A 5,507-nucleotide genomic window follows, 5' to 3' on the forward strand; every position below is an offset into this window, starting at 1 on the left:
GTGGTGTACAGTCCCTCTTCGCCCATAGCCTCTGCAAGGTTGTCCATGATAAAGGCACCATAACCAGCGTTGCTGAAAGCCTCGATATCGTAATCTACGTTCTCGAGATCAGCACCTTCATGTGCAATTACCACAATCCCCGCATCTCGTGCCTGAGCAAGCACCGGTTCCAAGGATTCAAGGTCTACAGGAACGACACAAATAGCATCCACCCCCTGTGCGATCAGGTCCTGTACCAGCTGAGCCTGCAATGTTGCATCAATCTGGGGAGTTCCTCTCTGGTATACATTCAAGCCGGTTTCCTTGGCATACTCATCCACCCCGACTTTCATTCGTACGAACCATGGGTTTGAAGCATCCTTGGGCACTACTACAATCTCATAGCCTGATTCCTCCTCCGCTTGTCCTGCAGCAAACAGAGCTGGTCCTAACAGTAAAACAACCAACACGAAAGCAAGAAATTTTTTCATTCTGTAGTCCTCCTTTACAGTATGTATTTGAATTCTAGCGCCGCACTATCGAGAAGTCAAATATAATTAACTTGTTTGGAAGAAATGATAAAAATTATGCATGAATAAGTAAAATAGTGCTAAAAAATCACGTATTATGATAAAAACGTCATAATAATAAAAAAGTTTAGCAAAATTTAATAAACCCTTTGACAGGATGACCTCTGCATGGTACTTCTGTATATATGGGAATTAAAGAAATTGCTGAGAAGGCTGGAGTATCAAAAACAACTGTTTCTCTTGCGTTAAATGGGCATCGTGGTGTGAGTCATGAAACAAGAATGCGAATAATTGCCTTGGCACGAGAGATGAATTATCGAGTGCCAGGAGACCGGCCGATGAGTAGTCCCAGCAATGGACCCATCTTGCTAGCCAGGTTAAAAATACATGGGTTGCTGCTCAATCAGGATCAAAGTGTTTTCATCATGGATTATATAGACAGCATTAATAGAGCAGTCAGCGCTGAAGGATATCAGTTCGAAATATTTGACAGCCCATGTAGGACACTTCAGGGTTGTTTTGAAGAGATTCAGAAAAGGCATCCAAAGGGAGTGATATTGATAGGTACGGAACTGTTCGAATCTGACCTAGAGATTTTACACTCGCTTAGTGTTCCCTTTGTAGTAATCGATACCTTCTTTGACCATGTTTCCTGTGATTTTGTCGATATGGCCAACATCAATGCAGTATACCAGGTGATTGATCATTTGGCCTCCTATGGCCACTCGAAGATACAAATGGTCACCAGCTCAATGAAATCTGGGAATATCGTCATGCGTGAAAGAGGATTCACATTGGCCATGGACTATAATCATCTTTTGGTGGATGCCTCCTCCTTCATTTCAGTAGAGCCAGGCTTTGATGGTGCATACCAGGCAATGAAAAGCTATCTTGCTACAGGGCCGGTACTCCCACAGGCATTGTTCTGTTATAACGATGTGGCTGCCTTTGGCGTAATAAAAGCTTTGAAAGAAAAAAAATATAGTATTCCAAAAGATGTATCGGTAGTCGGTTTCGATGATCTGCCGATGGCTGCAATGATGGAACCCCATCTCACAACCGTAAGAATCCCAACACGGCGAATTGGTGAGAAGGCGGTATATGTGCTACTAGAGAAAATTGCAACAAAAAAAATGCTGGAACCGTCCAGCTGGCTTGTCCAGGGTAACTTGGTGGCTAGGAATAGTGTTATGAGAAGGACATGACAAGGAGGTGCACGTCATGAGTAAGTATTCAATTATTCTAGGGAATTTAGGAAACACCTGTGATAGGTTTCTTTCTTCCGGTTACAAGGATGAGGTACCCAAAGCAGAGCTGATCAAGCAGGCAGCCGAGATCGAAGGGGTCGAAGGTGTAGAGCTGGTGGGAACATGGGATGTTGCTCCAGAGAATGTTGAAGAAGTTGGTGATCTGCTCGACAAGTATGGCCTGAAGTGTGTTTCCATTATTCCTGATCATTTCAGTCAGAAACGATGGGGTAAGGGGTGTCTTGCATCGAAGGATAGCGAAATTCGAAAGCAAGCATTGGACTATACATTCGCCTGTGTGGAAATGGCGAGAAAACTCAACTGCAAGACGCTGAATATCTGGCCGGGACAGGATGGGTACGACTATACGTTGCAGTCCAATCTCGTACAGGAGCGTGCATGGCTTAAGGACGCCATCCAGAGTGTTGCTGCCTCTGCACCGGATATCAGATTCGCACTTGAATATAAGCCAAAAGAACCACGAAATTTCAGCTTCATGGCTCGTGCTTCAGATACTCTGTTGCTTGCAAAGGAGACGAAGTTGGATAACGTGGGAGTCTGTATAGATACCGGCCATGCGTTTGTTGCAGGAGAGAATGTGGCTGAATCCATTGTTATTCTCCAGGAGTACGGAAGGAAGCTTTTTCACATGCATTTCAATGACAACTATGGAACATGGGATGATGATATGATTGTCGGATCTGTGCATTTCCCCAGGTTCATAGAGATGCTTTTCTGGCTGAAAGAGACCAAGTATGATGGATGGCTTTCCATGGACCAGTATCCGTATCGAGAAGATGGTCAGGGTGCATTACGCGAAAGTGTAGAGTTCCTCCAGATGATCGATGAAAAGTTGAGTGACCAAGTAATGCAAGAGATCAGGGATTTGCTTGTTAAAGGAAATGCTGTTGAGTCACAACGCTGGATTCGAAAGACTTTCTTCAAATAACCACGGTTCGTTGATTTTCTTTGGGTTTGTAAGGCAGCCTCCCGATTGGGAGGTTGTCATGTATTTGTTCTTGGATGCACGCATAACCTCTCTGCCCAGTCTACAATGATGTAGAGCAACAACCCTAGGATGCTGAGCAGTACAATGGCAGCATACATGCCTGTGTACTGGGCCATGACCCAGTAATTCATGATCGAGTATCCTAGTCCATGGGATGCAGCGTAGGTCTCGCTGATAAACAACACAGAGAGAGAAATGCCCAGTGTGATGCGCAGGGAAGAGAAAATACGTGGCAGGATTGCAGGCCAGATGATATCTTTCAGGACCTGTTTTCTGCTTAGGTGATATGCCTCTGCCAATTGGAGAAATTCAAACGGGATTTCCTTAACCCCATCCCGTATGGTCACTGAGGCAGGGAAATAGATGATGACAGAAATCAGGATGATCTTGGAAAGGTCTCCAATACCCAGCAATACCATGAACACCGGCAGAAAAGCAATCTTCGGTAGTGGATAGAGTAGATAGAGAACTGGGGAGATCAGTCGGTCCAATGCAGGGACTCTCCCTGCGATCATCCCTGTGGGAATGGCAAAGAAGAGTGCAATGAACAGACCCGAAAGAATTCTATAGAGAGAATAGAGCAGATGCAGATGCATCTCCTGAGGGATGAATAGCCCAATGGCATACATGAGGACAGTATGGGGAAATGGGATGACTGGCGATGCAAGCAGAAATGCTGCTATGTACCAGAGTATAAATACTACTAACATCCCTCTTAGGTACTTCATCGGGAAGCCTTCATGTGATGGCGTAACGTCTTCTGCATAGTGAAGAATTCATCACGGGTACGAAGGTTGGCTTCTCCATGGAGCTGGTTCTGCAACTCGTAAGAAACCCCTTTGTTAGTCATCATAACAATCCTACTTCCCATGAATACTGCTTCCTGGAGGCTGTGAGTCACAAGGAGTAGCGTTATGGAATGGTGCTGTACATACTCCTTGATATCATTCTGGAGGACCTCTCGCTGCTGTTCATCGAGGCTTGCAAGTGGCTCATCAAGTAGTAGTATGTTAGGCTTCCTAATTAATGCTCTTGCCAACGCTACCCGCTGCCTCATCCCACCGCTGAGTTCGTGGGGATAGTGTTGCATCACAGAAGAAAGTCCCATTGACTGTAACAGTTCTTCAGCCTCGTCACTCTTCTCCCCAGGAAGTCCGAGCAACACATTGTTGATGACACGCTTCCAGGGAAGAAGTCGGTCCTGTTGGAACATGAGGGCCACACCCTCATTTCCAACAGCTCTCTGCATGGTTCCCCCAGAGAGTGGCAACAAGCCGGCAATAGCGTAGAGAAGGCTGGTTTTTCCACATCCGCTTGGACCGATGATGCTGACCATCTCCCCAGCCTTTACATTCAAGGAAAAGTGCTGGAAGGCAGTGGTCTTGGGATAGTCAAGCTTGGCATCGGTGAGGGAGAGTATCATAAGGCGTCTATAAACCTTGCATCATAGAGATTCTTGATTCCAACAGCATACTCGGTTCCGGTTATACCCTCAGTCCAGGAGATGATCTCTTTGGTGAAAGCTTCACTCGGAAGTGATGGAGCATGGTACTCAGGAAGGCCCATGGTCTCACGTATTGCTTCCGGCAGAGCTGGGATTGCATTCATGAGTGCGGTGCGAGCAAGCTCCGGGTCAGCTTGGATATCCTTTACTGCTCTCTCATATGCCCGATGAAACCCAACTATCTGACTCTCTTTCTCTTGTATTGCCTTTTCGGTGAAAGCAATGATGTTCAGGCTTTCTTTCGGTATACCTTCAAATGTAAGTTTTTCCAAATTCCTAAGCGCCCCAATACTGGCAAACGGTTCAGGAAAGATACCTGTATCCAATTGAGAGGAGACGACAGCTTCCAAGCGTGCAGGAATTTCATTGATGAACACCTTCTCAACGTCATAGCGATCTTCCAGGTATGCATCAAGGAGATAGTTGGTTACGCTGATCTCCATCGTTCCAGCCGTTATCGTTGTTCCCTCTGTAAGGGGGCCGGATGCAAGCAAGGGGAAAGCTCCGTCTGTAGAGAGCGTACCGATCAGGCGAAAATCACTGGTGCTCTGGGTGATAAGGGCTACCAAGTGTTGGCTTCCACATTAAACAATTACGTATCTCTGGATATTATCAAGATGTCTTAGACTAAGTATTACATTATATAGTAACATGTTCGCATCATAGGAAAGGAGAGGGGAGCAGCCTCCAACCAAAGATGCCTGCTCCCCAAACTATAAACATAGTACTGTATTATCATGTGGAACTGAAGGAATTACAAGCTCAAGGGAAAGCCTACCGCTGGGAACGTCCTAGCCATTGTCCTGGTTGCAATGGTGTTCGGTTGTGGGGCCATGGGTATGTATTGAGATATTTCCAGGGATTCCCGGCTGGGCTTTGGCTCAAGCGCTGGCGTTGTAGCGACTGCGCACAAGTCCATACCCTCAGACCTTTTGGCTGGCAAAGCCGATTACTTCATCCGTTGGCACTCATGAGAGAGGCAATGCTCCATAAGATTCGCCATGGTAGCTTTAGCCATTCATTGGCCAGCCGGCAGGTGCAACAGTATTGGTGGCACAATCTGAAGCGATGGGCCTACATCCAGTCACTCAGCCTTTCCATGGACATCCTCAAAGAACATGTAGCCAAGGATTTTCCCTTGGCAGTGGGTAAAATCTTCACCTCGAGACTCCTGCCATTCCGTGCTGGAAGCAGACCCTACCTACCTTTTGCACTGAACACGTCAGTCCCCTTCATAT

The 5,507-nt window shown here is 46.3% G+C and carries 7 protein-coding genes; 3 read left to right on the forward strand and 4 right to left on the reverse strand.

Annotation, left to right across the window (positions count from 1 at the left end):
- Positions 1-470: substrate-binding domain-containing protein (locus JF818_RS12480; RefSeq protein ID WP_198892320.1), on the reverse strand; the 470-nt coding region annotated here is incomplete at its 3' end.
- Between the two features lie 224 nt (positions 471-694).
- Here JF818_RS12480 and JF818_RS12485 point away from each other — a divergent pair.
- Both JF818_RS12485 and JF818_RS12490 read left to right on the forward strand, forming a co-directional pair.
- Positions 695-1,714: a LacI family DNA-binding transcriptional regulator gene (locus JF818_RS12485; protein WP_198892321.1), complete on the forward strand. Its 1,020-nt coding sequence runs from the start codon at positions 695-697 to the stop codon at positions 1,712-1,714.
- A gap of 16 nt (positions 1,715-1,730) precedes the next feature.
- Positions 1,731-2,705: a sugar phosphate isomerase/epimerase gene (locus tag JF818_RS12490; protein ID WP_198892322.1), complete on the forward strand. Its 975-nt coding sequence runs from the start codon at positions 1,731-1,733 to the stop codon at positions 2,703-2,705.
- Between the two features lie 56 nt (positions 2,706-2,761).
- On the opposite strand, the gene JF818_RS12495 is transcribed toward JF818_RS12490, so the two are convergent.
- The 3 genes from JF818_RS12495 to JF818_RS12505 all read right to left on the reverse strand — a co-directional run bounded on the left by JF818_RS12495 (position 2,762) and on the right by JF818_RS12505 (position 4,838).
- Positions 2,762-3,394, reverse strand: a complete 633-nt coding sequence (locus JF818_RS12495; protein WP_233067678.1) for an ABC transporter permease — start codon at positions 3,392-3,394, stop codon at positions 2,762-2,764.
- Positions 3,395-3,489: 95 nt separating this feature from the next.
- The gene (locus JF818_RS12500; RefSeq protein ID WP_198892324.1) at positions 3,490-4,188 is read right to left on the reverse strand and encodes an ABC transporter ATP-binding protein; all 699 of its coding nucleotides are present in this window, start codon (positions 4,186-4,188) and stop codon (positions 3,490-3,492) included.
- Complete coding sequence (locus JF818_RS12505; protein WP_198892325.1) at positions 4,185-4,838, reverse strand: hypothetical protein; 654 nt, start codon at positions 4,836-4,838, stop codon at positions 4,185-4,187. Before JF818_RS12505 ends, JF818_RS12500 begins: the two co-directional genes overlap by 4 nt.
- Positions 4,839-5,008: 170 nt before the next feature.
- Between JF818_RS12505 and JF818_RS12510 the strand changes: the two genes are divergently transcribed.
- The coding region (locus tag JF818_RS12510) for a transposase family protein (RefSeq protein ID WP_198892326.1) at positions 5,009-5,507 on the forward strand (499 nt) is incomplete at its 3' end.

The organism is Sphaerochaeta sp. S2, from assembly GCF_016406725.1.
GTDB lineage: Bacteria > Spirochaetota > Spirochaetia > Sphaerochaetales > Sphaerochaetaceae > Sphaerochaeta.